30 protein-coding genes and 1 tRNA gene are annotated in these 23,512 nt (G+C 54.9%); 22 read left to right on the top strand and 9 right to left on the bottom strand.

Features of this window, described 5'->3' with window-relative positions; genetic code table 11:
• On the top strand, positions 1–317 hold a 317-nt coding region (locus HMPREF2541_RS12200; protein ID WP_168161102.1), incomplete at its 5' end, for a tyrosine-type recombinase/integrase.
• A gap of 20 nt (positions 318–337) precedes the next feature.
• Here the strand turns inward: HMPREF2541_RS12200 and HMPREF2541_RS07470 are convergent.
• The 6 genes from HMPREF2541_RS07470 to HMPREF2541_RS07445 all read right to left on the bottom strand — a co-directional run bounded on the left by HMPREF2541_RS07470 (position 338) and on the right by HMPREF2541_RS07445 (position 5,867).
• Positions 338–413: transfer RNA gene (locus HMPREF2541_RS07470), tRNA-Ile, on the bottom strand.
• Positions 414–461: 48 nt separating this feature from the next.
• Positions 462–2,408 (bottom strand): RNA polymerase sigma factor RpoD, encoded by a 1,947-nt coding sequence (gene rpoD, locus HMPREF2541_RS07465; RefSeq protein WP_070542697.1) that lies wholly within the window; start codon positions 2,406–2,408, stop codon positions 462–464.
• A 45-nt stretch (positions 2,409–2,453) separates the two neighbouring features.
• Positions 2,454–4,244 carry a DNA primase gene (gene dnaG, locus HMPREF2541_RS07460; protein WP_070542694.1) on the bottom strand — a complete coding sequence of 597 codons (1,791 nt, stop codon included), beginning with the start codon at positions 4,242–4,244 and terminating at the stop codon, positions 2,454–2,456.
• 90 nt (positions 4,245–4,334) lie between these two features.
• Positions 4,335–4,610 (bottom strand): oxidative damage protection protein, encoded by a 276-nt coding sequence (locus HMPREF2541_RS07455; RefSeq protein WP_049257916.1) that lies wholly within the window; start codon positions 4,608–4,610, stop codon positions 4,335–4,337.
• A gap of 33 nt (positions 4,611–4,643) precedes the next feature.
• On the bottom strand, positions 4,644–5,459 hold the full coding sequence (gene dapB / locus HMPREF2541_RS07450; RefSeq protein WP_070542692.1) for a 4-hydroxy-tetrahydrodipicolinate reductase: 816 nt from the start codon (positions 5,457–5,459) through the stop codon (positions 4,644–4,646).
• Positions 5,460–5,477: 18 nt separating this feature from the next.
• On the bottom strand, positions 5,478–5,867 hold the full coding sequence (locus HMPREF2541_RS07445; protein WP_070543032.1) for an outer membrane protein assembly factor BamE: 390 nt from the start codon (positions 5,865–5,867) through the stop codon (positions 5,478–5,480).
• Between the two features lie 123 nt (positions 5,868–5,990).
• On the opposite strand from HMPREF2541_RS07445, the gene fur reads away from it, so the two are divergent.
• The 19 genes from fur (at position 5,991) to HMPREF2541_RS12195 (ending at position 19,468) form a co-directional block, all read left to right on the top strand.
• Positions 5,991–6,419, top strand: a complete 429-nt coding sequence (gene fur, locus HMPREF2541_RS07440; RefSeq protein WP_023887220.1) for a ferric iron uptake transcriptional regulator — start codon at positions 5,991–5,993, stop codon at positions 6,417–6,419.
• Between the two features lie 47 nt (positions 6,420–6,466).
• Entirely contained in the window at positions 6,467–7,216 is a 750-nt protein-coding gene (gene aat, locus HMPREF2541_RS07435) for a leucyl/phenylalanyl-tRNA--protein transferase (protein ID WP_070542689.1), read from the top strand.
• Positions 7,217–7,413: 197 nt separating this feature from the next.
• Positions 7,414–8,235, top strand: a complete 822-nt coding sequence (gene dapD, locus HMPREF2541_RS07430; RefSeq protein ID WP_070542686.1) for a 2,3,4,5-tetrahydropyridine-2,6-dicarboxylate N-succinyltransferase — start codon at positions 7,414–7,416, stop codon at positions 8,233–8,235.
• 69 nt (positions 8,236–8,304) lie between these two features.
• Positions 8,305–8,901, top strand: a complete 597-nt coding sequence (gene pncA, locus HMPREF2541_RS07425) for a bifunctional nicotinamidase/pyrazinamidase (RefSeq protein ID WP_070542683.1) — start codon at positions 8,305–8,307, stop codon at positions 8,899–8,901.
• Between the two features lie 138 nt (positions 8,902–9,039).
• The gene (locus tag HMPREF2541_RS07420; RefSeq protein ID WP_070542680.1) at positions 9,040–10,734 is read left to right on the top strand and encodes a glutamine--tRNA ligase/YqeY domain fusion protein; all 1,695 of its coding nucleotides are present in this window, start codon (positions 9,040–9,042) and stop codon (positions 10,732–10,734) included.
• A 192-nt stretch (positions 10,735–10,926) separates the two neighbouring features.
• Positions 10,927–11,385: a Fe-S cluster assembly transcription factor gene (locus tag HMPREF2541_RS07415; RefSeq protein ID WP_035581028.1), complete on the top strand. Its 459-nt coding sequence runs from the start codon at positions 10,927–10,929 to the stop codon at positions 11,383–11,385.
• Positions 11,386–11,480: 95 nt separating this feature from the next.
• Positions 11,481–12,695: an IscS subfamily cysteine desulfurase gene (locus tag HMPREF2541_RS07410; RefSeq protein WP_003824189.1), complete on the top strand. Its 1,215-nt coding sequence runs from the start codon at positions 11,481–11,483 to the stop codon at positions 12,693–12,695.
• A gap of 31 nt (positions 12,696–12,726) precedes the next feature.
• A complete protein-coding gene (locus HMPREF2541_RS11645; protein WP_083296791.1) occupies positions 12,727–13,620 on the top strand; it encodes a hypothetical protein in 894 nt (297 codons plus the stop codon).
• The gene (locus tag HMPREF2541_RS12540) at positions 13,583–13,714 is read left to right on the top strand and encodes a hypothetical protein (RefSeq protein ID WP_256388665.1); all 132 of its coding nucleotides are present in this window, start codon (positions 13,583–13,585) and stop codon (positions 13,712–13,714) included. Before HMPREF2541_RS11645 ends, HMPREF2541_RS12540 begins: the two co-directional genes overlap by 38 nt.
• A gap of 90 nt (positions 13,715–13,804) precedes the next feature.
• Positions 13,805–14,188 carry a Fe-S cluster assembly scaffold IscU gene (gene iscU, locus HMPREF2541_RS07405; protein WP_003824193.1) on the top strand — a complete coding sequence of 128 codons (384 nt, stop codon included), beginning with the start codon at positions 13,805–13,807 and terminating at the stop codon, positions 14,186–14,188.
• A 1-nt stretch (position 14,189) separates the two neighbouring features.
• On the top strand, positions 14,190–14,456 hold the full coding sequence (locus HMPREF2541_RS07400) for a DksA/TraR family C4-type zinc finger protein (protein WP_049257908.1): 267 nt from the start codon (positions 14,190–14,192) through the stop codon (positions 14,454–14,456).
• Positions 14,457–14,514: 58 nt separating this feature from the next.
• The gene (locus HMPREF2541_RS07395) at positions 14,515–15,138 is read left to right on the top strand and encodes an FMN-dependent NADH-azoreductase (RefSeq protein ID WP_070542679.1); all 624 of its coding nucleotides are present in this window, start codon (positions 14,515–14,517) and stop codon (positions 15,136–15,138) included.
• 60 nt (positions 15,139–15,198) lie between these two features.
• Positions 15,199–15,441: a recombinase RecA gene (locus HMPREF2541_RS07390; protein WP_070542676.1), complete on the top strand. Its 243-nt coding sequence runs from the start codon at positions 15,199–15,201 to the stop codon at positions 15,439–15,441.
• Between the two features lie 124 nt (positions 15,442–15,565).
• The gene (locus HMPREF2541_RS07385; protein ID WP_070542673.1) at positions 15,566–16,051 is read left to right on the top strand and encodes a toxin-antitoxin system YwqK family antitoxin; all 486 of its coding nucleotides are present in this window, start codon (positions 15,566–15,568) and stop codon (positions 16,049–16,051) included.
• 73 nt (positions 16,052–16,124) lie between these two features.
• Complete coding sequence (gene iscA, locus HMPREF2541_RS07380) at positions 16,125–16,445, top strand: iron-sulfur cluster assembly protein IscA (RefSeq protein WP_064086300.1); 321 nt, start codon at positions 16,125–16,127, stop codon at positions 16,443–16,445.
• Positions 16,442–16,573 carry a hypothetical protein gene (locus HMPREF2541_RS12535; protein ID WP_256388664.1) on the top strand — a complete coding sequence of 44 codons (132 nt, stop codon included), beginning with the start codon at positions 16,442–16,444 and terminating at the stop codon, positions 16,571–16,573. Before iscA ends, HMPREF2541_RS12535 begins: the two co-directional genes overlap by 4 nt.
• The gene (locus tag HMPREF2541_RS07375) at positions 16,548–17,168 is read left to right on the top strand and encodes an RlmE family RNA methyltransferase (protein WP_064086307.1); all 621 of its coding nucleotides are present in this window, start codon (positions 16,548–16,550) and stop codon (positions 17,166–17,168) included. The genes HMPREF2541_RS12535 and HMPREF2541_RS07375 overlap by 26 nt, the downstream gene beginning before the upstream one ends.
• A gap of 79 nt (positions 17,169–17,247) precedes the next feature.
• The gene (ftsH, locus tag HMPREF2541_RS07370; protein ID WP_371125767.1) at positions 17,248–19,272 is read left to right on the top strand and encodes an ATP-dependent zinc metalloprotease FtsH; all 2,025 of its coding nucleotides are present in this window, start codon (positions 17,248–17,250) and stop codon (positions 19,270–19,272) included.
• A 49-nt stretch (positions 19,273–19,321) separates the two neighbouring features.
• On the top strand, positions 19,322–19,468 hold the full coding sequence (locus tag HMPREF2541_RS12195) for a hypothetical protein (RefSeq protein WP_162489729.1): 147 nt from the start codon (positions 19,322–19,324) through the stop codon (positions 19,466–19,468).
• Between the two features lie 389 nt (positions 19,469–19,857).
• Here the strand turns inward: HMPREF2541_RS12195 and HMPREF2541_RS07365 are convergent, their stop codons facing one another.
• Complete coding sequence (locus tag HMPREF2541_RS07365) at positions 19,858–20,361, bottom strand: hemerythrin domain-containing protein (protein WP_070542668.1); 504 nt, start codon at positions 20,359–20,361, stop codon at positions 19,858–19,860.
• 99 nt (positions 20,362–20,460) lie between these two features.
• A complete protein-coding gene (locus HMPREF2541_RS07360) occupies positions 20,461–20,661 on the bottom strand; it encodes a (2Fe-2S)-binding protein (protein ID WP_003824202.1) in 201 nt (66 codons plus the stop codon).
• Between the two features lie 250 nt (positions 20,662–20,911).
• Between HMPREF2541_RS07360 and lspA the strand changes: the two genes are divergently transcribed.
• Both lspA and ispH read left to right on the top strand, forming a co-directional pair.
• The gene (gene lspA, locus HMPREF2541_RS07355) at positions 20,912–21,418 is read left to right on the top strand and encodes a signal peptidase II (RefSeq protein WP_003824204.1); all 507 of its coding nucleotides are present in this window, start codon (positions 20,912–20,914) and stop codon (positions 21,416–21,418) included.
• Positions 21,419–21,468: 50 nt separating this feature from the next.
• A complete protein-coding gene (gene ispH, locus HMPREF2541_RS07350; protein ID WP_064103955.1) occupies positions 21,469–22,401 on the top strand; it encodes a 4-hydroxy-3-methylbut-2-enyl diphosphate reductase in 933 nt (310 codons plus the stop codon).
• Between the two features lie 259 nt (positions 22,402–22,660).
• Here ispH and HMPREF2541_RS07345 read toward each other — a convergent pair whose 3' ends face one another.
• Positions 22,661–23,194: a hypothetical protein gene (locus HMPREF2541_RS07345; RefSeq protein ID WP_141744215.1), complete on the bottom strand. Its 534-nt coding sequence runs from the start codon at positions 23,192–23,194 to the stop codon at positions 22,661–22,663.
• Between the last annotated feature and the right edge of the window lie 318 nt (positions 23,195–23,512).

The following is a 23,512-nucleotide window of genomic DNA, read 5'->3' as shown; positions in this document are numbered from 1 at the left end:
TTAAATCCATCAGCAGCCGTGTGTGGCGCGAAGCCTTGGAGAAAGCAGGGATAGCCGACTTCCGCTGGCATGACCTTCGGCACACTTGGGCAAGCTGGCTAGTGCAGAACGGAACACCCCTAGCAGCCCTAAAAGAAATGGGCGGTTGGGAAAGTGTCGAAATGGTGCAGAGGTATGCCCACCTCGCCCCGGAACACTTATCACAACACGCCCGTGTAATCGATTCCAGCATGCCGCCCGGAATCGGTTTAGTCCAAAGTTTTGCCAAAGTCCAAAACCAGCAAAACACAGACAAGCAGTTGAAACTGCGTAACTAACTGAAAAACCAAATCAAATCTGGTGGGTCTGGCTGGTCTCGAACCAGCGACCAAAGGATTATGAGTCCTCTGCTCTAACCCCTGAGCTACAGACCCGGCTAGAAAGGGCGGCATTGTACCGACAAGCCGCCGGCCTAGCAAGGATTACTGTTTGTTTTCCTCGCTATCTAGGAAGCTGCGTAAGCGGTCGCTGCGGGTGGGGTGGCGCAGTTTGCGCAGGGCTTTGGCTTCGATTTGGCGGATACGCTCGCGGGTTACGTCGAACTGTTTGCCCACTTCTTCCAGCGTATGGTCGGTGTTCATATCGATGCCGAAACGCATGCGCAAAACTTTGGCTTCACGCGGGGTGAGGCTTTCCAAAACGTCTTTGGTGGCTTCGCGCAGGCTGGAATACATGGCAGCATCGGCCGGAGCGATGTTGTTTACGTCTTCGATGAAGTCGCCCAAGTGGCTGTCGTCATCGTCGCCGATGGGGGTTTCCATGGAAATCGGCTCTTTGGCAATCTTCATGATTTTGCGGATTTTATCTTCCGGCATTTCCATCAGTTCGGCCAGTTTGGCGGCATCCGGGTCTTCGCCAGTTTCCTGCAGATACTGGCGTGAGATGCGGTTCATTTTGTTGATGGTTTCAATCATGTGCACTGGGATGCGGATGGTGCGTGCCTGGTCGGCAATCGAACGGGTGATGGCTTGGCGTATCCACCAGGTGGCGTAGGTGGAGAATTTGTAGCCGCGCCGATATTCGAATTTATCCACCGCTTTCATCAGGCCGATATTGCCTTCCTGAATCAAATCGAGGAATTGCAGGCCGCGGTTGGTGTATTTTTTGGCGATGGAAATTACTAGGCGCAAGTTGGCCTGAATCATTTCCTGCTTGGCGGCGGCGGTTTCTTTTTCGTTGGCCACCATGTTTTTGCTGATTTCTTTCAGCTCGGCAATGGAAATCTGCGCGTGTTGCTCTTGTTCGATAAGGATATTCTGCTTTTCGATAATGGCGTATTGGAAGCGGCTCAAGGCTTCGCTCCACACGCGGTTTTTACCGATTTCGGCTTCCACCCAGTTTAAATCGGTGATATTGGGCAGGAAGTTGTTGATGAAGTAGTCCCGATCCATGTGCACGCGGTTGAGGCAGATATCGCGGATTTCTCGCTCCAGGCGGCGGATACTGTCTACGCGGATGCGCAGATTGTTGCTCAAGGTTTCAATCTGGCGGGTGGTGAAGCGTACGTTGAGCAGCTGGTCGGCGATGTGGTTGCGCAGGGTGAGGTAGGTTTTGTGCTGGCTGTGGTGTTTTTGCAGTGCGGCAACCATTTTTTTGTAGGTGGCTTCGATGCCTTCGAAGTGAGCCAGCACTTTTTGCTTGAGTTCTTCAAGGTTAGCGGCAGAGATGGCGCCGGCATCCTCTTCGTCGGCGTCTTCTTCATCGGCATCTTCGTCTTCGCTTTCCTCTAAATCAGCCTCTGGAGCGGATTCTTCGGCTTTGTCCACGCCAATGCCCAATTCGTCGAGCAGCTCTTCGTGCGGGTCGATGATGTCTTCCACCACTTCGTCCACGCGGATTTCGTCGTTGCGCACCTTTTCAATCAGTTCGAGAATTTCGGCAACCGATCCGGGGCAGGCGGAGATGGCCTGAATCATGTTGCGCAGGGCGGTTTCGATTTTTTTGGCGATAACGATTTCGTCTTCGCGCGTGAGCAAATCCACCTGCCCCATTTCGCGCATATACATGCGTACCGGGTCGGTGGTACGGCCGAATTCTGAGTCGGCGCTGGAGAGGGCGGCTTCGGCCTCGGCAACGGCGTCGTCGTCGGTCATATTGGCCGTATTGTCGGCCATCAGCAGGGTTTCGCTGTCGGGCGTTTCTTCGGTTACCTGAATGCCCAGGCCGGAAATCATATTGACGATATTGTCGATCTGCTCGGCATCCGACATATCGTCGGGCAGGGCATCGTTGATTTCGGCGTAGGTGATGTAGCCGCGTTCTTTACCTTGCAGAATCAGCTGTCTGAGCCGTGCTCTTTGCTCCTCCGGGGTGAGCGGGCGGTTGCTTTCGTCTTGTTCTTCGGTGGCGGGATTGTTCTGTTCGGACATGTTTCTCTCGTTGTTCACAGGTCGGTCGGTGTAATCGGCATTGCCCTAAATGGTGCCGTTGCCGTTGGCGGGAGGATGCCTTAAAAGCTCCAGCAGCAGTTTGGTTTCGTCATCGCTCAAGCCGTGTTCGATGCGTTTGCGTTTCAACGCTTCAACTTGCTGGGTTTTCAAGGCGTTCATCAATTTTTGCATACCCGATTGGAAATTCAGTGCGTCGGATTCGCCATCCCCCTCAAAGTGGGCGCTGTCCGTGCCGGACTGCATGATACGGCTGATATTGCCGTAATAGGGGGTGTTGCGCATGGCTTCCATCAATCCGGCGCTGGATAGCGGTGAGCGGCTGCGGCGCACATGGGCGGCCATGACGCTCAGGCAGGCAAGGTCGGCATCCAGTTCCAGATGGTCGGGTAGGTCGATATATGTAGCCCATTGCGGATTTATCAATAGGCGGCGGATTTGTTGTTGCGCCAAGCTCAGCATTTGCGGTTGGCGGAAGGTTTGGCGCGGCAGGATGTAGCGTTGCTGGGCAACATGGCGTTTTGGGGCTTCCTGCCCCATCAGATGCGCCAGATTGGCCGGGTCGATGCCCACTAAGTTGCTCAGTTCCTGCTTGAGCAGGAAGGCGAGGGCGGGGGCGGTAATCTGGGTAAGCAGCGGAGAGGCGTTTTTCACCAGCTCGGCCTTGCCTTCTTGGCTGCGCAAATCGAGTTTGGCGGTGAGCGCATCCCAAAAATAGGCGGAAAGCGGCTTGCTTTGGTGCAGCAGCATATCCTCAAAACGTTCGCGGCCGTGCTCGCGCACATAGCTGTCTGGGTCGTGGCCTTCGGGCAGGAAGAGGAAATGCAGCGATTTGCCGTCTTTCAGCTGGGGCAGGGCGTTTTCCAATGCGCGCCAGGCGGCTTTGCGGCCGGCCGCGTCGCCGTCGAAGCAGAAATAGATGCTGTCGGTTTGGCGCATCAGGATTTTAACGTGCTCGGCGGTGGTGGAAGTGCCCAGTGCGGCCACGCAGTAGCCGATGCCGAACTGCGCCAGCGCCACTACGTCCATATAGCCCTCCACCACCAGGATGCGACTGGCTTCTTTCACGGCGGCGCGGGCTTCGTAGAGGCCGTAGAGGTTTTTGCCTTTATCGAACAGCGGGGTGTCGGGCGAGTTGAGGTATTTGGGTTTGGAGTCGTCCAGCACGCGGCCGCCGAAGCCGATAACCTGCCCGCTGCTGTTGCGGATGGGGAACATGATGCGATGGCGGAAGCGGTCGTAGTGGCTGCCGTCTTTTTCAATCACCATGCCGCTGTTTACCAGCGCTTCGGAAGGGTAGGGGGCGAAACTTTGCGCCAGCGGCCGCCAGCTGTCGGGCGCATAGCCCAGGCCGTAGTGGGTGGCGACTTCATCGGAGAGGCCGCGTTTTTTCAGGTAGCCTTTTGCCGCTTCATTGGCGGCCAGCTCGCGGGTGTAGAAGGCAGCGGCTTGGGCGGTGGTTTCTTCCAGGGTTTGCTGGCGCTGTTTGCGGCGTGCGCGCGCTTCGGGGCTTTCCTGCCGGCCTTTTTGCTGCGGCACCACCATGCCGGCGCGGTCGGCCAGATACTGCACGGCTTCGGTGAAGCCCAGCCCTTGGTATTCCATGACGAAACCGATGGCCGTGCCGTGTGCGCCGCAGCCGAAACAGTGATAGAACTGTTTGCTCGGGCTGACGGAGAACGACGGGGTTTTTTCTTTGTGGAACGGGCAGCAGGCCATGTAGTTGGCGCCGCCTTTCTTCAGCGGCACGCTCTCGTCGATGATGTCGACAATATCGGTTTTGGCCAGCAGCTCGTCGATGAATTCGCTGGGAATCATGGCGGGCCGGGGTTTCGGTAGGAAAGGCTACCTGAAAATGGGCTGGGGGAATTTTCAGGTAGCCTCAATGCTGTGTAGACAGCTGCGGGTTTATTTGGCAGGCGGAACGTAGCCTTGCACTACATCAGCCTCGCCGTCGCCGAAGAAGTAGTTTTCCATCTGTTGCGACAGATACTGGCGCGCGCGCGGGTCGGCCAGGCTGAGGCGGTTTTCGTTGATGAGCATGGTTTGGTGGCGCGTCCAGGCATCCCATGCTTCCTGTGATACGTTTTCAAAAATGCGCTTGCCCAAATCGTTGGGCAGGGGCGGGAATTTGAGGCCGGGTGCTTCTTTGCCCAGCTTGATGCAATTTACCATACGGGTCATGTGCTTTCCTTTTCGGGTGGTGTGAGTGGGGGTTTAACGGTTGTTTAAGCCCAATACGTCTTGCATATCGTATAGGCCGGTGCGTTGCTGTTGCAGCCACACGGCAGCACGTACGGCGCCGGCGGCGAAGGTCATGCGGCTGGAGGCTTTGTGGGTGATTTCCACGCGCTCGCCTTCGCCGGCAAACAGGGCGGTGTGTTCGCCCACAATATCGCCGCCGCGCACGGTGGCAAAGCCGATGGTTTGCGGGCTGCGCGCGCCGGTGTGGCCTTCGCGGCCATATACGGCGCAGTCGGCCAGGTTGCGGCCGAGGGCGTGGGCAATCACTTCGCCCATGCGCAGCGCGGTGCCGCTGGGGGCGTCCACTTTGTGTCGGTGGTGCGCTTCGATGATTTCGATGTCGTAGCCTTCGTTCAGCACGCGAGTTACGGTGTCGAGGATGTGGAAGGTGAGGTTTACGCCGATGCTGAAGTTGGCGGCAAATACAATGCCGGTGTGTTTGGCGGCAGCGGCGATGGCGGCTTTGCCCGCTTCGTCGAAACCGGTGGTGCCGATAACCATTTTGATGCCGCGCTCGGCGCAGCGGGGCAAAAGGCTACCTGAAACATGGGGGCGGGTGAAATCAATGAGCACGTCGCAGTTGGCGAGTACGGCATCGATGTCGCTGCTGATGGCTACGCCCGTTTTCAAGCCGGAAGCATGGCCGGCATCCAAACCCAAAGCTTCGGAGCCTGCATGCTCCAGCGCGCCGGTGAGCACGGTGTGCGGATTGGCCTCCACGGCTTCAACCAGCACTTTGCCCATGCGGCCGTTTACCCCGGCCAGGGCAACTCTAATGGTGGCAGACATAATATTCCTCAAGCGGGATTATTGTGCGGATTTACCGGCAGGCGCGGCTTGCTGCTGTTGCTGCTTGCGCAATTCATCCAACACATCGCCTTCGGCTTTAACCAGGGAATCGTTCGCATCGAAATACAGGGTGAGGTTTTTGCGTTCGCGCACTTTGCCGCCGCGGCTCACTTCGAAAACGTAGTCCCAGCGGTTGCCGTGCAGCGGGTCGCGCAGCAGCGGCGTGCCCAGGATGTGCTGCACCTGCTCTTTGCTCAAGCCTTGGTGCAGCGAGGCTACGGCCTGCAAGTCGAGTTCGTTGCCTTGCACGATAGTGAGCTTGTAGGAGGGGAAGCGGGCGAGGCGTTCGGTGCTGCACGCGGCCAAACCGATGCAGGCGGCCAAGGCCAAATAAACGGATTTATTCACAAACATGCCTTTCAAGATAAATCGCGCACCGCCCCGGCTGAGTAATTTAAAGGTGGGCAAGTGCCTTAAAAATGCGTATTATAACGGTTGCTGACAAATTTGAGCGACAGAACATCATACATCATGGAAAACAATATTGCACAACTCAAAGGCAGCGGCCTGAAAGTAACCGGCCCGCGCCTGAAGATTTTGGATTTGTTTGAAACCCACGCCGAAGAGCATCTGAGCGCGGAAGACGTATACCGCATCCTCTTGGAAGAGGGCGTTGAAATCGGTGTGGCCACCATTTACCGCGTTCTAACCCAGTTCGAACAGGCCGATATTTTGTTGCGCCACCATTTCGAGAGCGGTAAGGCGGTGTACGAGCTGAACAAGGGCGACCACCACGACCACATCGTGTGCGTGAAATGCGGCAAAGTGACTGAGTTTCACAACCCCACCATCGAAAGCCTGCAAGGCAAAATTGCCGAAGAAAACGGCTACCGCATCGTGGATCACGCGCTGTATCTGTATGGCGTGTGCGGCGATTGTCAGCAGAAACACCATTTATAAGCAGGCAGCATTTTCAGGTAGCCTCACGGCTCTGAAAGGTAGCCTTTATGGCTCACAATATTCCTTTGCTGCCGGAAGGCTGTTTGCAGTTTCCCGACCCGCGCTTGGCTATTGCCGAACACGACGGCTTGGTGGCGGTGAGCCGGGATTTGACGGCACAACGGCTTTTGGCAGCTTATCAACAGGGCATCTTCCCGTGGTTTGAGGAGGATGGCCTGTTTTTTTGGTTTGCCACCGCCCCGCGTACGGTGCTGCCCCCTCAGAGGCTGCACATCGGCCGCTCGCTGGCCAAGACCATGCGCAACCGGCATTACGCGGTAACGGTCAACCAAAACTTCCCTGCCGTGATTTCCGCCTGCGCCGCCACGCCCAGGCCGCATCAGGGCGGCAGCTGGATCGCACCGGCGTTTCAGGTAGCCTACAACGAGCTGCACCGCATCGGCCATGCGCATTCGTTTGAATGCTGGTATCCCGATGAAAACGATCATCTGCTTTTGGCCGGCGGGCTTTATGGCGTGCAGATCGGGCGGGTGTTTTTCGGCGAATCGATGTTTGCCTGGCAGAACGATGCCTCGAAAATCGCCTTTGCCCATGCCGTGCCGTTTTTGCAGCGCTGCGGCATCGCCTTGATCGATTGCCAGCAAGACACGCCGCATCTGGCGCGTTTCGGCTCGGAGCTGATGGCTTTTGACGATTTCCAGGCTGAATTAAACCGCCTGACCGCACAAACACTTGCCGAACCCATCGGCCAGCGCCTTCTCCAACAACAGGGCGCGTGGTTCGGCAAGGAGGCGTGAGTGCCGAAACCGATTCGCAAGAAGCGCGTTACATGGCACAATATCGGCTGTTTTAGATTACGGGCTACCTGAAAAATTCAGGTAGCCTCCCGCTTACTCTATGGCGGATAAACTTGCTTTCATGCCGGGCGGGCTATCATGCCGCGGCAAAAGGGAAGTGAATCCGCCGTATCACCCATCACCCACAAGGAGAAACCATGTCTCTACAAAACATCATCGAAACTGCGTTTGAACAGCGCGCCGAAATTACTCCGCACAACGTTTCCGCCGAAGTGAAGGAAGCCGTGCTCGATACGATTTATCAGCTCGATTCCGGCAGCCTGCGCGTGGCCGAGCGGCAGGGCGTGGGGCAGTGGAAAGTGAACGAGTGGGCGAAAAAGGCCGCGCTGCTTTCCTTCCGTATTGCCGATAACGAAGTGTCCAGCGACGGGGTGAGCAAATATTTCGACAAAGTGCCCACCAAGTTCGCCGATTGGATTCCGCAGCAGTTTCAGGTAGCCGGTTTCCGCGCCGTGCCCGGCGCCGTGGCGCGCCGCGGCAGCTTCATCGGCAAAAACGTGGTGCTGATGCCTTCTTATGTGAACATCGGCGCCTATGTGGACGAGGGCACAATGGTGGACACTTGGGCCACCGTGGGCTCTTGCGCGCAAATCGGTAAAAACGTGCACCTGAGCGGCGGCGTGGGCATCGGCGGTGTGCTCGAGCCTTTGCAGGCCGCGCCCACCATTATTGAAGACAACTGCTTCATCGGCGCGCGTTCCGAAATCGTGGAAGGCGTGATTGTGGAAGAAGGCAGCGTGATTTCCATGGGCGTGTACATCGGCCAATCCACCAAGATTTACGACCGCGAAACCGGCGAAATCCACTACGGCCGCGTGCCCGCCGGATCGGTGGTGGTGTCCGGCAGCCTGCCCGCGAAAGACGGCTCGCACAGCCTCTACTGCGCCGTGATCGTGAAGAAAGTGGATGCGCAAACCCGCGCCAAAACCAGCGTGAACGAACTGCTGCGCGGCGTGTAGCTTGCCGGATTTTCAGGTAGCCTGTTTGCAAGAAGGCTACCTGAAAGCTATTTAACTTAGGAGAAAACCATGCGAGCCCTTCTTCTTGTCGATATCCAAAACGACTTCATGCCAAGCGGCCGCTTGCCTGTGGCTGAAGGTGATGCCATTATCGAGCCGGTAAACTGGATTATCGGCGGCTATCCGCTGGTGGTGGCCTCTCAAGACTGGCATCCCGCCGGACACGAGAGCTTCGCCTCCGCCCATGCCGGTAAAAAGCCGTTCGACGTCATCAATCTGCACGGTTTGGAGCAAGTGCTGTGGCCGGATCACTGCATTGCCGGCAGCAGCGGCGCAGCGTTCCATTCCGAACTCAACACCACGCCCATCGCCGCCGTATTCCGCAAGGGCATGGACAAGCACACCGACAGCTACAGCGCGTTTTACGACAACGGCCGCCGTCGCAGCACCCAGCTTGCCGCCTATTTGCGTGCCCACGGTGTAACCGATATTGATGTGGCGGGACTGGCGGCCGATTTCTGCGTGTATTTCAGCATGGCCGACGCGCTCGCCGAAGGCTTCCGCGTGCGCTTGCTCGAGCACGCCACCCGTGCCATCGATGCTGCAGGCTTCGCCGCCAAAAAAGCCGAACTGCTGGCGCATCCGAATTTTTCGCTGGCCGATTAGTTTTGGTGCGCGTTTTTCAGGTAGCCTCTGCGTTATCAAAGGCTACCTGAAAAATTTTAGCGAACGCCGTATCTGACAGCCGCCCGCGCTTTCAGGTAAAATCCGCCCGACCATCATTATTTTCAGGTAGCCCAAACCATGCTTAATAAAGACCAATTCGCGGACAACCATTTCATCCGCACCATCATCGAAGAAGACCTCAAAAGCGGCAAACACGAAGCCATCCAAACCCGTTTCCCGCCCGAACCCAACGGCTACCTGCACATCGGCCACGCCAAATCCATCTGCCTGAATTTCGGTTTGGCCTATATTTACGACGGCTTGTGCAACCTGCGTTTCGACGATACCAACCCCGAAAAAGAAAACGACGAATACGTCAACGCCATCAAAGAAGATGTCGAGTGGCTCGGTTTTCATTGGGGGGGCGAACCGCGTTTCGCTTCCAATTATTTCGACCAGCTTTATGACTACGCCGTCGGTCTGATCAAAGACGGCAAAGCCTATGTGGATGATTTAACGCCGGAACAAATGCGCGAATACCGCGGCACGCTGACCGAGGCGGGTAAAAACAGCCCCTACCGCGATCGCAGCATCGAAGAAAACCTCGATTTGTTCACGCGCATGAAAAACGGCGAATTCCCCGACGGCAGCAAAACCCTGCGCCTGAAAATCGATATGGCATCAGGCAACATCAATATGCGCGACCCCGTCATCTACCGCATCCGCCGCGCCCATCACCACAACACCGGCGACAAATGGTGCATCTACCCGATGTACGACTACACGCATTGCATTTCCGATGCCATCGAAGGCATCACGCACTCCTTGTGCACGCTCGAATTTGAAGACCACCGCCCGCTTTATGACTGGGTGTTGGACAATATCCCCGCGCCGCACGCCACCCGTCCGCGCCAATATGAGTTTTCCCGTTTGGAGCTGTTGTATTCCATCACCTCCAAACGCAAGCTGAACCAATTGGTTGCCGACGGCCACGTTACCGGTTGGGACGATCCGCGTATGCCGACGATTTCCGGTATGCGTCGTCGCGGCTACACGCCCGAAGGCCTGCGCTTGTTTGCCAAACGCGCCGGTATTTCCAAATCGGAAAACATCGTCGATATGAGCGTGTTGGAAGGCGCGATTCGCGAAGAGCTGGAAAACTCCGCCCCGCGTATGATGGCCGTGCTGAATCCGATTAAGGTAACGCTTACCAACTACGATGCCGCCCGTACCGAAAGCCGCATTGCGCCGTATCACCCGAACCGCGAAGATATGGGCAGCCGCGAACTGCCGATTTCGTCCACGCTCTACATCGAAGCCGACGATTTCAGCGAAAACCCGCCCAAAGGCTGGAAACGCCTCACGCCCGGCGGCGAAGTGCGCCTGCGCCACAGCTATGTGATGAAGTGCGACGAAGTGGTGAAAGACGCCAGCGGCAACATCGTCGAACTCAAATGCAGCCTGGATTACGACACCTTGGGCAAAAATCCCGAAGGCCGCAAAGTGAAAGGCGTTATCCACTGGCTCTCTGCCGAACACGCCGTACCCGCCACTGTGCGCCTGTACGACCGCCTGTTTACCGTGGAGCGCCCAGATGCCGTGCGCGGCGAAGACGGCGTATACCTGCCATTTACTGATTTCCTCAATCCCGAATCGGCTAAAGAAATCACCGCCTACGTTGAAGCCGCCGCTAACGATTTACCTGTGGAGAGCCGTTGGCAGTTCGAACGGCTGGGCTATTTCGTTACCGACCGCAAAGACCACGCGAAAGGCAAACCCGTGTTTAACAAGACAGTAGGTTTGCGCGACACTTGGCAGGCGAAAGCACAATAAGCCCTGTGCCGGATGCAAAGGCTACCTGAAAAACGGTTAGATTGGTTTTAGCTTCGCAGAAACTCTGCTTCGGCTGCGCCGAAACGTCGTTTTCAGGTAGCCTGTTTTCATGCCGGACAGTATCTATACTTGACTAAATCACTTGGGTATTGGAAAATCCGCATCCCCCTGATGCAACAAGACCATAGCCCTATGCGATTAACCACCAAAGGTCGTTTTGCCGTAACCGCCATGCTTGATTTGGCGCTGTATGGGCGTGAAAACCCCGTCAGCCTCAACGCCATCAGCGGTCGGCAGAATATTTCCCTATCCTACCTCGAGCAGCTTTTCGGCAAACTGCGCCGTGCCGGGCTGGTAGAAAGCGTGCGCGGGCCCGGCGGCGGCTATTTGCTTAGCCGCCAGCCTGGCAGCATCAATATTGCCGAAATTATCTATGCCGCCGAAGACAAGCTGGATGCCACCCGCTGCGGTGGCCAAACCAACTGCCATAAAGGCGCGCCCTGCCTCACGCATGATTTGTGGGAAAGCCTCAACCAAACCATCCAAGGCTACCTGAACAGCGTTTCCCTGCAAGACGTGCTTAATAAAAGGGATGGTCACCACCACCATCATGATACCCCCATCAGCCTTACCCATATCCGCTATAGCTAAGGCGCATTTTTCTTGCTGCGGTGCTGGCTTGCCGCTTTGAAAATGTGTTTAGGCTATGAATTAATTACACAACCACATACCAAACAGAGAAAATCATGACCAAACAAACCCCCATCTACCTCGACTACGCCGCCACCACCCCCGTTGACCAACGCGTGGCCGAAAAAATGATTCCCTACTTAATCGAAACCTTCGGCAACCCCGCCTCCAACAGCCACGCATTCGGCTGGACGGCGGAAGAAGCCGTCGAAAAAGCCCGCGCCGACATCGCCGCCCTGATTAACGCCGATCCCAAAGAAATCGTCTTCACCAGCGGTGCGACCGAGTCCGACAACCTCGCCATCAAAGGCGCGGCGCACTTCTACCAATCCAAAGGCAAACACCTCATCACCGTCAAAACCGAACACAAAGCCGTGCTCGACACCATGCGTGAACTCGAACGCCAAGGTTTCGAAGTCACCTACCTCGGCGTACAAGAAAACGGCCTGATTGATTTAGAAGAACTCAAAGCCGCCATCCGACCTGACACCATCCTGATTTCCGTGATGTGGGTGAACAACGAAATCGGTGTGGTGCAAGACATTCCCGCCATCGGTGAAATCTGCCGCGAACGCAAAATCATTTTCCACGTTGATGGTGCCCAAGCCTGCGGCAAAGTGCCTGTTGATGTCGAAGCCGCCAAAATCGACCTGCTCTCCATGTCCGGCCACAAAGTGTACGGCCCCAAAGGCATCGGCGCACTGTACGTCCGCCGCAAACCCCGCGTCCGCCTCGAAGCCCAAATGCACGGCGGCGGCCACGAACGCGGCTTCCGCAGCGGTACCCTGCCGACCCACCAAATCGTCGGCATGGGCGAAGCCTTCCGCATCGCCAAAGAAGAACTCGAGCAAGACATGGCACACTACCGCAAACTGCGCGACATCTTCCTCAAAGGCATCGAAGGCATCGAAGAAGTCTATATCAACGGCGACCTCGAACACCGCGCCCCGAACAACCTGAACGTCAGCTTCAACTTCGTCGAAGGCGAAAGCCTGATTATGGCGGTGAAAGAACTCGCCGTATCCAGCGGCTCTGCCTGTACCTCCGCTTCACTCGAACCCAGCTACGTCCTGCGCGCGCTCGGCCGCAACGACGAACTGGCACACTCATCCCTGCGCATCACCTTCGGCCGCATGACCACCGAAGAAGAAGTGCAGTTTGCCGCAGAACTGATTAAATCCAAAATCGGTAAATTGCGCGAGCTTTCTCCGCTGTGGGAAATGTTTAAGGAAGGGATTGATTTGAGTACGGTAGAGTGGGCGGAACATTAAGGTCTGAGGCTACCTGAAAACATCGTTCCGATTGAAATCAAAACGTTTTACATATCTACTGATTAAAATGAATAAAACAAACCTTATCGTTCTATTTGCGGCACTCACTCTTTCCGCTTGCGCCCTGTTGCCGAGCAAGCCGCTGTCGCCCGAAGAGGCACAGGCAAAGAGGGAGGAGGAGTACCGAAGGGACTATACTGAAGTTGCCACTCATACTGTCACCTTAAAAGGTCAAGAAATCAAGGTAATCGACAGGCTGTACCATCCTCGTGATCCTAGAGATAGTAGCTTTGGATATGGTTCGACTAGCGAACCCAAATTGGTAGTTATCCAAAGGTCAGATACTGTCGGCGCAACCGCTTTGACAACACTCACTGCGATCGCACGAACCTTTGTCGGCGGTTCGACAAGAGGCTTTTCTAAACATGATTTGCGCGGCAGCGTGGCAGAACCGGAGTTTCCTAATCCCGCTTTCAGCTATCTATCCCCAAAAATTCGTACATGGCTCGCCGAGATGCCTGTTCAGGAAGAGGTACATACACGTAATAATATTTATGTTCAGCCCGGCCGTTTTTATTTGGTATATGAAAAGCTAAGTGGTGGTGGTAACTATTTGCTGCATAATGAAATATATTTAATTATGTCTTCTGGCATTTGGGGAGGGTCAATACAACCTGGATTCTCTTGCACCAAAGAAACTGGCGGCCATTCTTTGGAAGATTGGCGGAAAGATGGTGATGCTTTGGTTCGTCAAACTGCCGAACAGCAATTTGATGAATGTTTAGAACAGTTTAAAGCTAATCAGGAACAAGTTATTAAAAGTATCACACGTTCTAAACCACAGACAGAAGCAAATAATGAACCAACCAACAATGAGGGCACTACCAATGAACGACCAAGAGCTCGATCTCGACGATCTCGATAACTTGCTTGAAGACTTCGATGGCATCACCGTAGAAGGCGGTACCGACCCCGAAAACAACGATGACGGCTGTGAAGACGGTGCGTGCAAAATTTAGCCGACCCGTTTGCGTTTCGCAGAAACTCCGTTTTCAGGTAGCCTCAACCCCATCACAAACCATCATAAATTTTAATTAAGGAAACACATCATGGCATACAGCGATAAAGTTATTGACCATTACGAAAATCCCCGCAACGTCGGCACGCTTGATAAAGACGACAGCAATGTCGGCACTGGCATGGTGGGCGCACCCGCCTGCGGCGACGTCATGCGCCTGCAAATCAAAGTGAACGATGAAGGCATCATCGAAGATGCCAAATTCAAAACTTACGGTTGCGGCTCTGCCATTGCTTCTTCCAGCCTGATTACCGAATGGGTGAAAGGCAAAAGCCTGGACGATGCGCTGGCGATTAAAAACAGCGAAATCGCCGAAGAGCTGGAATTACCGCCCGTGAAAATCCACTGCTCGATTTTGGCGGAAGACGCAGTGAAAGCCGCTGTGGCGGACTACAAAAAGAAAAAAGGCGCGTAACATGGCCGGCGGCTGGGCGCCCGACGGCGCGGAACAGGCGCAAATCGACGCCAATTTAGACGACGCGCTCGCCGCCGCCCGGCGAAACCTGCCATCCGGCGAAAGTGCCCGCGAATGCGCCGAATGCGGCGAGCCGATTCCCGAAGCCCGCCGCCGCGCCTTGCCCGGCGTGCAGTTGTGTATTGCCTGCCAAGAAGAAGCGGACAAACAACAGCAATTCCGATCCGCCTACAACCGGCGCGGCAGCAAGGACAGCCAGCTGAAATAGGCTACCTGAAACTGATGGTTTCATAGCAACCGAGTTTCCTTTTAGAAAGACCTTTGGAATGATCGATACCCTGATTATCAACGCCCATCCCAACCCACACTCCTCAGAATCCGCCACCAACCGCATGGTTGCCCATCTGCTGGCCAAGCTGCCCGCAGGCAGCGTGCAAACCGTCAATCTGGCGGAAACCGACATCCAGCCGTTGGACAAGGCTGCGGTGGAAATGTTTATCACCACCGTGTTCCAAGGGCAGCAGCCGAATGCAGAACAGGCGACACTGTTGGCTCGGTTAATGTCGGTGGTGGAGCAAGTGAAATCCGCCCGCCGCCTCGTTATCGCTTATCCGATGTATAACTTCGGTATTCCCGCCCGCCTGAAAGACTGGCTGGACAATCTGGTTGTGCCCGGCGAAACCTTCCGTTATGGCGAAGATGACGCACCGCAAGGCTTGATGGGCGCGCACAAAGTACTGCTGTTGCAGGCCAGCGGCAGCGTTTATTCAGCAGGTCCGATGGCGCAGATGGATTGCGCTTCAAGCTACCTGAAAACCCTGCTTGGTGGCTTCTTAGGCTTTGCTTCGGTGGATACTATTTATGCCGAAGGCACGTCAGGGGACTGGGAAGTAGCGATTCAACGCGCCTGTGCCGGCATCGATGCCGTGTATGATCGCTTCACTGCCTGACGACGGTTTTCAGGCAGCCTACCCCCAAAAACTCTGCCGACACTAACACGGAACAAACCCATGTTTACCCCAGAAGAAACTCGATCCCTGCTCGCCGAAAAAGGCATTGGCAAAACCGTGCTGCAACGCTTGCAGCAAATGGGTTTGGACGACGTGGCCAAACTCGCCGCCGCCGATGTGGACGATATGCTGCAACAGGGCGCGGCGCTCACCGGCAGCACCTGCTGGAAAAACAGCCCGCAGGCACGCGCCGCCATGCAGGCTGCCGTGAGCTGGGCAAAGCGGCAACAGGCGGCAAAGTAAGGCTACCTGAAAATAAGCGGATTAAAAGCGGCGAGCTTCAGGGCGTGCAGGCAACGTCAAGGCGGGCCAACGCCGTAGCATTGTAATTTTAATCCGCTATCTGCCGCCCGAACAACGAGGCCTTATGCAAACCAAATTGCTTCTTCCAATCCCTGCCGTATTGCTGCTGGTTGGTTGTGCCGCCTCAGTCGGCAACCTGCCCGCGCTCACGGCAGAAAATGAAGAGAGCCTGCGGATGTGCGAAAAACAGTATGCCCGCATTCTTCCGCCGCTGCCGGAAGGCCTGCCCGACGGCAAATACCGTTGGCCGCCCGGGGGAGACAGGCAGGTCGTGATCAAAAACGGCCGGCCCTCGCAGTTGGAAATATTCCATCCAAACGGCAGAGTTCGCACCCGGCACAGCTATAACGCACAGGGCGAGATTGAAGGTTGGTCGCACGGCTACCTGTCGGACGGCACATTGCGCCTGCGCCTGCTCTACCGGAACGGCACTGTTACCCGCCTGCAGGCATACAATCGGGCAGGTCGTTTGGAAAAAGACGAAATCATCGACTGCGCCGCCCGCACGAGAACGCCAGTGGCGGTACGGTCGAGTAGCGCTAAACCTTAATCGAAAGGCTACCTGAAACCCTCATACTGTTTTTCAGGTAGCCTCTTCAAGAACCGAAAACAAAGGACACCCCATGATTACACTCACCCCCAACGCTGCCGAACACATCCGCAGCTTCCTCACCAAGCGCGGCAAAGGCGAAGGCATCCGCATCGGCGTGAAAACCAGCGGCTGCTCCGGTATGGCCTACACGCTGGAATTTGCCGACGAAATTCTGCCTGATGATTTGGTATTTGAAGGACACGGCGTGAAGGTGTTGGTTGATCCGAAAAGCCATGTTTATCTCGACGGTACCGAGCTGGACTTCACCAAAGAAGGCCTGCAGGAAGGCTTTAAGTTTGCCAATCCGAACGTGAAAAACGAATGCGGTTGCGGCGAAAGCTTTAATGTTTGAGCCCTTGGATTAGCGCATCAGAAGGCTACCTGAAACCCCGATTGTGGTTTTCAGGTAGCCTTATCGGCTACAATGCGACCGTTTCTTCGATAGGGATTGATGATGGCAACCCGTTCCAAATCCTCTAAAAGCTGGCTGAACGAGCACGTGAACGACCCCTATGTGCATCAGGCGCAGAAAGACGGCTATCGTGCCCGGGCGGCATACAAATTGCTGGAAATCAACGAAAAAGATAAGTTGATTAAAAACGGCACGGTGTTGGCTGATTTGGGCAGCGCGCCGGGCAGCTGGTCGCAGGTGGCGGTTAAGCTGGCGGGGGTGCAGGGCAGGGTGTTCGCATTGGATATTTTGCCGATGGAGCCGATTGCAGGCGTATCGTTTATCCAAGGCGATTTTCGCGAAAACGAGGTGCTGGAAGAGTTGGAGAACCTGCTCGAAGGCCGCGCGCTAGACCTTGTAATTTGCGATATGGCACCCAATATGTCGGGCAATGCGGTAACCGATCAGGCGCGCAGCTATGTTTTGTGCGAGCTGGCGCTGGATTTTGCCGCCGAGCATCTGAAAACCGGCGGCAATATGCTGGTGAAGGTGTTCCAGGGCGCAGGTTTTCAGGAATATATGCAGGCCATGCGCGGGGTGTTCGCCCAAGTGCAGGTGCGTAAGCCCAAGGCCTCGCGCAGCCGTTCCAGCGAGGTATATCTGCTGGGCAGGAATAAGCGGTAATCAGCAAAGTGCTGGTTATCATCTGTTTTTTATTTGTGGCATTTTATATAGTTAGGAGCTTGTTACCGTGCGTAACACCATGAGGACGATTTTGGTTTGGCTGTTTCTGGCCGGGGTGCTGCTTGCCTCGGCCCAAACGTTGCTGGGCAAGAGGGAAGACAAACAGCTGATCAACTATTCGCAGTTTATCCAGCAGGTAAACAAAGGCGAAGTGACTAAGGTGGATATTGAAGGCACGCTGCTGAGCGGTTATGTGATTAAAGGCGAGCGCACCGACAAATCCAAGTTCTACACCAATGCGCCGATGGACGACAAACTCCTGACGATGCTGCAGGATAAGAACGTTGATTTCCGCTACATTCCCGAAGAAAAGCCCGGCCAGTGGAGCAGTATTTTCTTCACCAGCCTCTTGCCGGTGCTGCTGCTGATTGGCGCTTGGTTTTACTTTTTGCGCATGCAAAACGGCGGCGGGGGCAAAGGCGGGGCGTTTTCCTTCGGTAAAAGCCGTGCCCGGCTGCTGGATAAAGATGCCAACCGCGTAACCTTCGCCGATGTGGCCGGTTGCGACGAGGCGAAAGAAGAAGTGCAGGAAATCGTGGATTACCTCCAAGCGCCGAACCGCTATCAGAGCTTGGGAGGCCGCGTGCCGCGCGGGATTTTGCTGGCTGGTAGCCCGGGTACGGGTAAAACCTTGCTGGCCAAGGCGATTGCCGGCGAAGCGGGCGTGCCGTTTTTCAGCATCTCCGGTTCGGACTTCGTGGAAATGTTCGTGGGCGTGGGTGCTTCTCGCGTGCGTGATATGTTTGAGCAGGCCAAGAAAAATGCGCCTTGTATTATCTTTATCGATGAAATCGATGCCGTGGGCCGCCAGCGCGGTGCCGGTTTGGGCGGCGGCAACGATGAACGCGAACAAACTTTGAACCAGCTGCTGGTGGAGATGGATGGTTTTGAAAGCAATCAGACTGTTATCGTGATTGCTGCCACCAACCGCCCGGACGTGCTCGACCCGGCCTTGCAGCGCCCCGGCCGTTTCGACCGTCAAGTGGTGGTGCCGCTGCCGGATATCCGCGGCCGTGAGCAGATTTTGAAAGTGCATGCCAAGCGGGTGCCGCTGGATGCTTCGGTGGATTTGGTATCGCTGGCGCGCGGCACACCCGGTTTTTCCGGCGCGGATTTGGCCAACTTGGTGAATGAGGCTGCACTGTTTGCTGGTCGTCGCAATAAAATCAAAGTCGATCAGAGCGACTTTGAAGATGCCAAAGACAAAATCTATATGGGCCCCGAGCGGCGCAGCATGGTGATGCACGAAGACGAGAAACGCGCCACCGCTTATCACGAAGCCGGCCATGCCATCGTGGCCGAGAGCCTGCCGTTTACCGATCCGGTGCATAAAGTAACCATTATGCCGCGCGGCCGTGCGCTGGGCTTGACCTGGCAGCTGCCGGAGCGTGACCGTATTTCGATGTATAAAGACCAAATGCTCAGCCAGCTGGCTATCCTGTTCGGCGGACGCATTGCCGAAGATATTTTTGTCGGCCGCATTTCCACCGGCGCGTCCAACGATTTCGAACGTGCCACGCAGATAGCGCGCGAAATGGTAACGCGTTATGGTATGAGCGAAAAAATGGGTGTGATGGTGTATGCCGAAAATGAAGGCGAAGTGTTCCTTGGTCGCAGCATTACCCGCTCGCAGCATATTTCCGAGAAAACCCAGCAGGATGTGGATGCCGAAATCCGCCGCATTTTGGACGAACAATACGCGGTGGCCTACAAAATTCTGGATGAAAACCGCGATAAGATGGAAACCATGTGCAAGGCCTTGATGGAATGGGAAACCATCGATCGCGATCAAGTGCTGGAGATCATGGAAGGCAAGCAGCCCAGCCCGCCGAAAGACTACAGCCACAATGTGCGTGGCGACAACGGTGCTGATGTGGGCAATACGGAGGCAACGGATGCTGGCGAAACCGATCAGCCAGTTGGCGAATCTGCTCCGGCTTTGGCAGATGAAGCAGCCGAACAAGATCAAATTGCCACTCCATTGAACACGCAGACTGCAGAGGAATCGGAGCAGCAAGAGGCTGCTGCCGACAAACAGACTTGAAATCACGGTATATATTCCCCTACCCACACATCCGATGAAAGGAAAAGTAATGAGCCAAAACGAAAACCTCCAGCCGGAAGCTGCCGATAACAATGCACCGCAAGTGCAGGACGATATCGAGCTGAAGGTGCTCAACAATGCCGACAACAACGGCGAAACCACCGAGAGCGGCTGCTGCGGCGTTTGCGGCGGTTAAGTTTGGTTGATTCTTTCAATAAAGGCTACCTGAAAGCGTAAGCTTCAACGCAGTTAAAACGAGATCGCGAGTTTCTGCGAAGCTAGACTTTCAGGTAGCCTTTTGCTTGTACTGTCACCGTATAGCGATAAAGCCTTCTGTAAAGGGTGAACGATGCAAACCAACGAGGTATGCAGAAGCTGCTTTGAATATCAGAAAGGCTACCTGAAAGTAGGCTTTGCACATGTCTGCGAAGCAGATTTTCAGATAGCCTTTTTAATTTTATAGTGAATTTAACTTAAACCAGTACAGCGTTGCCTCGCCTTGCCGTACTATTTGTACTGTCTGCGGCTCGGCCGCCTTGTCCTGATTTTTGTTAATCCACTATATTGCCGAACAGCATTCGGCCTTTAGCCTTGCCGCCTGGCGGCCATGCGTTTGCCGATGATGTGCAGTTCGGCTTCGGGGATTTTTTGGTCGCCTAGGTCGAACAGCTGCTCTTCGCGCGGAATGTGGAAGTCGTAGCCGGCAGTGAAGCGGGAGATGAGCTCGAGATTAAGCGGTGTGCCGTCGGCGAGGGAGACCAGGTGTTGGTTGAGTAAATCCCAGCTGCTGTGCAGGGATTGGTGTTCGCTTTCCAACACTTGGATCAGCGCCTTGGCTTCGGGGGCGTATTGCAGCAGCAGGGGAAAGAAATCTTCTTCTTCGTCTTGGTGGTGTAGCGGGGCGGCTACGTTGAAATAGTGACGGATTTGGGCAACGGCTTGCTCAGCTACGGTGTTGTAGCCGTGCTGTTGCAGATAGTCGGGCAGGGCGTGCAGCTGGCTGCAGAAGCGTTTTACTTTGCCATGGCAGGCGCGCAGCATGGCGGTAGGCTGCTCGAAGGTAACGGAGCGGGTATTGAATAAGTCCATGATGTGTATTGTTGAGGCTACCTGAAAAGCAAAATGCTGCCGTAATACGGCAGCAGTGTCAATGTGCGTAGGGTTAGGTGGGTGGCGACGACAACGCGGCTATTGCAGGTTGTTTTTGCCGACAGCTGCCTGATGGTTTTCGCTGTGGTTGCCTAGGTAGGAAACGGCCAAGTCGGCGCAACATCCGCAGCAGGTGGCCACGCCCAAGGCGTTTTGCAGGTCGGTAAGGCTGGTGGCTCCGGCGGCAACCGTTTCTTTGATTTGGCGGTCGGAAATGGCATTACAAACGCAAACAAACATGGGTGTGCCCCCTTGAAAATAGTTGTTCTATTGATAATCAGTATTATTGTTGTATGGTAATGGAAACCAATTAGCCTGGCAATAGGTTTTTTATTTAATAAAAGAGAAGGTTGGGCAATTATGTTGCAATAGTGGTTTCAGGTAGCCTGATGGTGGTGCATTGGTTTGCACGGCCGGGCTTGGCCCATAAGTTTCGCTGCCTACTGGCGCTTTATAGTAAAATGCGGCCACTTTTTTTATCTGTTGGGTAATGATGAATATGAAAGAAGTTTCGTGGTTCCGGCTGTGGCCGTATGCTTTGCTGGCTGCTTTGGTGGTGGTGTTGGATCAGTGGAGCAAGCTGTGGGTGTTGGATCATATTGTGTATAACTGGCGCGAGCCGGTGATCGAGGGTTTTTTCGATTTGACGCATGTGTACAACCCGGGTGCGGCGTTTAGTTTCTTGGCCGGTGCTTCTGGCTGGCAGAAATACCTGTTTGCCGGCTTGGCGGCGGTGGTGACGCTGTATTTGGCTTTGGGTATCCGTTCGGGGAAGTTTGGCCGCTTGGGCGATGTGGCGGCAGCGATGATTATCGGTGGTGCCATCGGTAATGTTATCGATCGCATCAACTACGGCCATGTAATCGATTTCTTGTTGTTTTATTGGAATAATCACTACTATCCGGCGTTTAATGTGGCCGACAGTTTTATCTGCGTTGGCGCAGCATTGTTCGTAATTGACGGTTTCCGTCAGGGCAAGCGTAATCAGGCTACCTGAAAGTGTCAGCTTCAGTGATAGCTAGACCAACCACACTCAGAGGAAAAAACATGGCGAAAACCATTATGCTGGCCAATCCGCGCGGCTTTTGCGCGGGGGTGGACCGTGCCATCAATATTGTGGAACGGGCATTGGAGCTGTTTGGCGCGCCGATTTATGTGCGGCACGAAGTGGTGCACAATAAATTCGTGGTGGATAATTTGCGCGCCAAAGGAGCTGTTTTTATCGAAGAATTGGCAGATGTGCCGCCCGGCGCCACGCTGATTTATTCGGCGCACGGCGTATCCAAGGCGGTGCAGGAGGAAGCGGCGGAGCGCGGTTTTCGCGTGTTTGATGCCACTTGCCCGCTGGTTACCAAGGTGCACCGCGAAGTGGCGCGTTTGGATGAGCATGGCTACCAAATCATCATGATCGGCCATGCCGGCCACCCGGAAGTGGAGGGTACTATGGGGCAGCTGCCGCCAGGCAGCATGCTGTTGGTGGAAACAGTGGCGGATGTGGCTGATTTGGAAGTACGCAATCCAGATAAGTTGGCGCACGTGAGCCAAACCACGCTGTCGATTGATGAAACCAAAGGAATCATCGATGCGCTGCGGGTGCGCTTTCCCAATATCCGCAGCCCGCACAAGGAAGACATTTGCTATGCCACCACTAACCGCCAAGAGGCAGTGAAACAGCTGGCGGCGGCCAGCGATGTGGTGGTGGTGGTGGGCTCGCCCAATTCTTCTAATAGCAACCGTTTGCGCGAAGTGGCCGCACAACATGGCGTGGATGCTTATATGGTGGACAATGCAGGCTATCTGAAAAAGGAATGGTTTGCTGGCAAAGAGCGGGTAGGGATTACGGCTGGAGCCTCCGCACCGGAGGTGCTGGTGCAAGAGGTGGTGGACACCGTGCACGGCTGGGGCTTTGAGACGGTGCGGGAAGGTGAAGGGGAAGAAGAGAGTATTGTGTTTGTGCTGCCTAAAGAGCTGCGTGAGTGAAGTTGGCAGATTTGAAGCAACTGATATGCAAAAGGCTACCTGAAAATGTTTCAGGTAGCCTTTTGCTTGGTATGGAGAAGGGTAGTGGATTCGATTTAAACCAGTGTGGTGTTTGCTGCATGCCGCATGCTTTTTTCGGCTCGTTGCTTGGTTCTGATTTAAGTTTAATCTACTAAGCTTTAGCCATACAAAGCATGTAGGAAAAAAGCAGGCTACCTGAAAAATCAAGCAGCCTAAAAGAACAGCTAGAGAGTAACTTTTACTGGGCGCAGATGCTTTCGATAGCCTGTGGGATATCACCGGCACAAGCCCAAATCAGCTGGCCTTGCGATTGCATCGGCAGCAGCAGAACCGCACGCTCGGCAGTGCTGCCGGCCGGAATAGCAGTAATCGCGCCTTGACTGAGGGTAATGCTCTGCCAGAATTCCTTCTGGCTGGCGGGCACGTCGATTGCTTCGTTGATTTCATTCAGGCGAGTGCCTTTGGCCAAGCGGGTTTCCACCCATACCTTCGCCATGTTCAGTGCCTCAACGGCTTTCGGATCGGTGATGGTGGGGGCGGCGGGAGCCTGTTGGGCGGCCGCACCACTACCACCCATGTTGCCTTCATCAGCCGGTTCGGCCAAGCCGACCATGGCTTTGGCTTGCTCGATGATTTCCGGGTTCATATAGGCATAAACACCACCGCCCACCAGAATCAGGGCCAGCAGCAGGCCGATTGCGCGCGATGCGCCGCCGCCGCTACTGCCGCTGCGTTTGCTGCGGGATTTGTTGTTACGGGATAATTTTCTCACTGCTGTAGCCATTGTATTTAGTGTCCTAATAATTGTTGGGATAGTTTAGATAGGTAGAAAAAGGAACGCGATAGTGGACAAGCATAAAGCGTGCCAAAGTTTGATACTGGATTAGATTTGGCGTGATGAATTGCTATTTTTGATTGTTATTTGTTGTTATATATGTGAATTTTTATGGTTGAGATGTGAGTGGTGACGGAAAGGGGCTACCTGAAAACGCTGTAAAGTTTCTGCAAAGTTAAAATTTCAGGTAGCCTTTAAACGGCAAACGGCAGGCAAGAAAAAGCACCCTCTAGCGAGGGTGCTTTTGCATGGTGT

The sequence above is a fragment of the Eikenella sp. HMSC061C02 genome (assembly GCF_001809035.1).
GTDB classification, from domain to species: Bacteria; Pseudomonadota; Gammaproteobacteria; order Burkholderiales; family Neisseriaceae; genus Eikenella; species Eikenella corrodens.
Note: the sequence above shows the minus strand (reverse complement) of the source record. Positions and strands in the feature narration are given on the sequence as shown.